Raw genomic sequence first — 4,714 nt, 5'->3', positions numbered from 1 at the left:
TAGAGGCTAGCCCACCAATAAAAAGCAAGAAAATCTTCTATTTTAAAGAAAAATTCTTTACTAAGCGTTTATTAAAGAAAGTTGAAATACCAATACAAGAGCCTTACATACCCAATCATGGTCGTAATAATGCTCAGCAAAACCCAGAAGATGCTAAACCAACTGAAGATGCTAAGGCGCTTGAACAAGCTTAACACATTTGTTAAAGAAAGTATAACTAGTAATATAAGACTTACATACTTAATGTTGGGCATTGTAGTGCGAGCAGAAACCTGAATAAGCCAAGCTGTAAGTACATGCTTAATTTACTTAAATATGAATAGAGTTTTTGATAATATGTGTTTCTAATTATAAAATATTACCATTATATTCAGCTAAAATAGTTAATTGTAAATTAAGGAGTCTGTTCTATATTTAAAATAAAAACTATTATGCAAAATATTACAGCGATTGGAAATGCTATTTGTGATATAATTTTCCAAATAGAAGAAAAAACATTAATGCAATTTGACTTACCAAAAGGTGGTATGGTTTTGTGCGATAAACAAAAATGCTCATCTATCTTAGAGTATCTTAAAAATAAGAATATCCCATTTAGTGTCTCATCGGGAGGTTCTGCGGCAAATACCATAAGTTTTTTAAGCCAGTATGGCGTAAACTCTACTTTTATTGGTAATGTTTCAAATGGTTATTATGGTAAAAAATATATAACTGAGCTACAAAATGAAAAAATAAGATTTATCAACACTCATAAAGAGAGTCATGAGGAAACAGCAAAATCTATTATTTTAGTGACACCAGATGGAGAAAGAACTATGTGCACATATCTTGGCTGTGCTTCTGAAATTTCCTTAGAAAAGAGAGAGGAGGAGGTTATTAAAAACCAAAGCATATTATATGTTGAAGGCTATTTATGGGATAGAGCTGTAACAAAAAGAACTATTTCCAGTTTAATCAACACGACCAGAGATAAGGATGGCCAAGTAGCTTTGTCACTGTCCGATTCTTTTTGTGTGGAAAGGCATCTAACTGAATTTAGAAAATTAGCAAATGAGCAAGTAGATTTGTTATTTGGTAATGAGCATGAAATTTTAGCCTTATATGATATAGATTCTTTGAGTGAAAGCAATTTAATGGTTCTACAAGCTAATTTAGAGGTTAGCAGTTTGAAAAATCTGATTATTACAAGAGCGGAAAAAGGAGCTATTATTATCACTAAAAATAAAATTGACTTTATTGACAGTAAAAAGAAAAATGCACTAGATTGCACTGGTGCAGGCGACTCTTTTGCAGCTGGTTTTTTATATGGTTATATAAATAAATTTTCTAATTATGATTCTGCTCTTATAGCAAATAATATAGCAGGAAAAGTTATTGAGCATATAGGAGCTAGACCAAAAATTAATTTACCCAAAACAATTAGTGACATAGAAGACCTAAATGAAATTAACGCTTCTAAAGTCTCTTAATAACTTAGATATATTTAACATATTCATTTTAGGAATAGCTAGTGGTCTTCCGCTTGCTCTGGTTTTTTCTACTTTATCAATTTGGTTGAAAGAACTAGGCTTATCAAAAACCACAATTGGTTTATTTGCTTTTGTATCAACGCCTTACACATTAAAATTTCTATGGTCTCCTTTAATTGATGGTATAAAGCTACCTTACTTATACAATAAATTAGGCTTAAGAAAATCATGGTTGTTTTTAGTGCAGATTTTACTTTTTATTAGTATATTTTTATTTAGTAAATTTTCACCCCTGGAACATATTTTTATTATTGCGCTATTAGCATTTTTAGTATCATTTTTTTCTGCTTCACAAGATATAGTGATAGATGCCTATAGAGTAGAATTATTTAGAATAGAAGATCAGGGTATAGCAGCCTCTCTATTCGTGTATGGTTATCGCATAGGAATGTTAATATCCTCTGCGGGGGCGTTAATTATTGCAGAAAAATTTGATTTTCACTTTAGCTATCAAATAATGGCTATATTATTTTTGTTATTTGCCTTTAATAGCTTTTTTTTAAATCAGACTAAAGAGCAATCTAGAGAAAAATATAAAGGTTTAGAAAATTGGCTCGTACAATATGTTAAGAATCCTTTTGTTGATTTTAAGAATAATGAAAATTTTATATTAATCTTATTTTTTATTATCTTGTATAAATTAGGTGATGCTTTTGCCGGCATAATGACGGCACCATTTATTTTGGAGCTTGGTTTTACAAAAGTGGATATAGCTTTTTATGTAAAAACTGTTGGTTTAATTGCCACATTAGTTGGCTCCATATTAGGCGCGCTGTTAGTTAAGGCCTATAACTTACCTAAAGCTTTACTAATTGCTGGCATATTACAATTAATTACTAATTTGATTTTTTGTGCGCAAGCATATATTGGCAAAGATCACTTATTTTTAGCTTTAACAATATCAGCAGAAAATTTAGCAGCTGGAATAGGTACTATAGTTTTTGTAGCTTATATTAGTAGTTTATGTAATTTAAAATTTAGTGCTACACAATATGCTTTACTGAGTTCAGTAGCTGCTATTTCGAGAACTTGGCTATCAAGCTCGTCTGGTTTTATTGCCGAAAAGATAAATTGGATAGAATTTTTTGCATTTTCTTCTTTACTTGCACTGCCAGCTCTTATATTGATATATTTTATTAAAAACAAATAAATATTACATTAAGGTTAGCATGATAATAGGAGTATTAAAAGAAATAAAAGATAATGAAAAAAGAGTAGCTTTATCACCATCTGGTGCAGCTGAGCTAGTTAACGCAGGGCATGTAGTTTTAATAGAAAGTAATGCAGCTAAAGATGTAGGTTATGATAATGACGCATATCTTGCAGTTGGAGCGAAAATCACAGAAAATGCTGATGAGTTATTTGCAAAGGCAGATCTGGTGGTTAAGGTAAAAGAACCACAGCCAGAAGAAATTTCTAAATTTAGAGAGAAGCAAATTTTATTTTCTTACTTACACCTAGCTGCAGAGGAGGAATTAACTAGATCACTAATTAAAAAAAATATCGTAGGTATTTCTTACGAAACGGTAACTGACAAAGACAATAATCTTCCTTTATTAAAGCCAATGAGTGAAGTGGCGGGTAAAATAGCAACCCAGGTAGGCGCTGCCACATTACAAAAAAACAATGGTGGTAAAGGTATTTTGCTAGGAGGGGTGACTGGTGTTCCAGCTGCGAATGTTCTCGTGATAGGAGGAGGAGTTGTTGGAGCTAGTGCGGCAGAAATAGCCAGCGGCATGGGCGCTAATGTCGTGATTTTAGACAAGTCAGTTAATAAAATAGAAGAGCTAAATATAAGATTTGGTTCTAAGGTAAGATCTTATTATAGTAATGCTGAATTATTAGAGCGTTATGTTGAAAATGCAGATTTAATAGTTGGTGCGGTGCTAGTACCTGGTACTAAAGCACCAAAATTAGTTAGTGCGGACTTAATTAAAAAAATGGCGCGAGGTTCTGTAATAGTTGATGTTGCTATTGATCAGGGTGGTTGCTTTGCCACTAGTAAGCCAACAACACATTCAAACCCCACTTATGAAGTTGATGGTGTAGTACATTATTGTGTAACTAATATGCCTGCAGCTGTTGCAAGGACAGCTTCTAAAGCACTAGAGAATTCAATAATGCCTTATATTTTGAAATTGGCTAACTTAGGTTACAAAGAAGCTTTTAAGCTAGATAAGGGCTTCTTAAATGGTCTAAACATATATCAAGATAAAATTACTGTTGAAGCAGTAGCTAAGCAATTTTCTTTGCCATATGCAGATGTAAATAGCTTGTTTTAGCATGAAAATAATTATTAAAAATTATAAGGCTAAAACTATCTTGGGGATATATCCAGAGGAGAAGTTACAAGCTAGAGAAATTTTAATTAGTTTAACTATCTGCTTTGATGGTAAAAAAGCTGCCAAAAGTGACAATATTAGCAATACTATAGATTACGATTTAATTGGTTCTTTAATAGATAAGTTAACTCTTAATAAAGAGTATGACTTAATAGAGGCTCTAGTATCTGTAATAGGGAGTAAATTAATTAAGCAATTTAGCTTAATTGATCAGGTAATAGTTAATATTGCCAAACCAAATATTTTGGAGCAGGCTGAGTTAGTTTCTGTGGAAGAGCTTTTTAAGCGTGTTTAATTACTTAAATAAAGAGGGGGGGGAATATTCATCATATGAGATATTTCACCTTCTTTGCGTAACTTTTTTGTATTTTTTTGTGCGCGCTAAATTATATAATTTTTATACATAATATAATCTATTTGAGTAGATCAAATTGGCTTGCTTGATATATAGTTTAAGCTTATTTAATTATTAAATTTAAAGTGAAAAATGTCACCATCTTGAACTAGATATTCTTTACCTTCTTGACGCAGCTTACCAGCTTCCTTTGCGGCTTTTTCTCCACCGTAAGTTATATAATCTGCATAAGCAATAGTATCTGCTTTGATAAAGCCTTTTTCGAAATCTGTATGAATTTCTCCAGCTGCTTTTGGAGCAGTGCAGTTTTTTTGAATAGTCCAAGCTCTAGTTTCTTCAGGACCTGAGGTGAAGTAGGTATCTAACTCTAAAATTTTATATCCCTTTTGAATTAACATACTTAATCCAGTTTCTTTTAAACCAATCATCTCCATAAAATTTTTTCTTTCTGTAGAATCTAGCTCATTAATCTGATTTTCTATATCAGC

6 protein-coding genes are annotated in these 4,714 nt (G+C 31.7%); 5 read left to right on the top strand and 1 reads right to left on the bottom strand.

Features of this window, described 5'->3' with window-relative positions:
* The 5 genes from HOH73_06215 to HOH73_06195 all read left to right on the top strand — a co-directional run.
* Positions 1-194, top strand: a 194-nt coding sequence (locus tag HOH73_06215) for a hypothetical protein (protein MBT5828448.1), incomplete at its 5' end; no start/stop codon positions are given.
* A gap of 237 nt (positions 195-431) precedes the next feature.
* The gene (locus tag HOH73_06210; protein ID MBT5828447.1) at positions 432-1,469 is read left to right on the top strand and encodes an adenosine kinase; all 1,038 of its coding nucleotides are present in this window, start codon (positions 432-434) and stop codon (positions 1,467-1,469) included.
* Positions 1,441-2,679, top strand: coding sequence for an MFS transporter (locus HOH73_06205; GenBank protein ID MBT5828446.1), 1,239 nt, complete (start codon positions 1,441-1,443; stop codon positions 2,677-2,679). Before HOH73_06210 ends, HOH73_06205 begins: the two co-directional genes overlap by 29 nt.
* Before the next feature lie 19 nt (positions 2,680-2,698).
* Positions 2,699-3,811: an alanine dehydrogenase gene (gene ald / locus HOH73_06200; protein ID MBT5828445.1), complete on the top strand. Its 1,113-nt coding sequence runs from the start codon at positions 2,699-2,701 to the stop codon at positions 3,809-3,811.
* Between the two features lies 1 nt (position 3,812).
* Positions 3,813-4,166, top strand: a complete 354-nt coding sequence (locus HOH73_06195; protein ID MBT5828444.1) for a dihydroneopterin aldolase — start codon at positions 3,813-3,815, stop codon at positions 4,164-4,166.
* A gap of 167 nt (positions 4,167-4,333) precedes the next feature.
* Here HOH73_06195 and HOH73_06190 read toward each other — a convergent pair.
* Positions 4,334-4,714: DUF933 domain-containing protein (locus HOH73_06190; GenBank protein MBT5828443.1), on the bottom strand; the 381-nt coding region annotated here is incomplete at its 5' end.

The organism is Alphaproteobacteria bacterium (genome assembly GCA_018667735.1).
In the GTDB taxonomy this organism is placed as follows: Bacteria; Pseudomonadota; Alphaproteobacteria; order Rickettsiales; family JABIRX01; genus JABIRX01.
Note: the sequence above shows the minus strand (reverse complement) of the source record. Positions and strands in the feature narration are given on the sequence as shown.

Bases quoted from the DNA above. Each gene is read 5' to 3' on its own strand.
- HOH73_06210 (MBT5828447.1), top strand. From the start codon at position 432: ATGCAAAATATTACAGCGATTGGAAATGCTATTTGTGATATAATTTTC.
- HOH73_06205 (MBT5828446.1), top strand. From the start codon at position 1,441: ATGAAATTAACGCTTCTAAAGTCTCTTAATAACTTAGATATATTTAAC.
- HOH73_06195 (MBT5828444.1), top strand. From the start codon at position 3,813: ATGAAAATAATTATTAAAAATTATAAGGCTAAAACTATCTTGGGGATA.
- ald (MBT5828445.1), top strand. From the start codon at position 2,699: ATGATAATAGGAGTATTAAAAGAAATAAAAGATAATGAAAAAAGAGTA.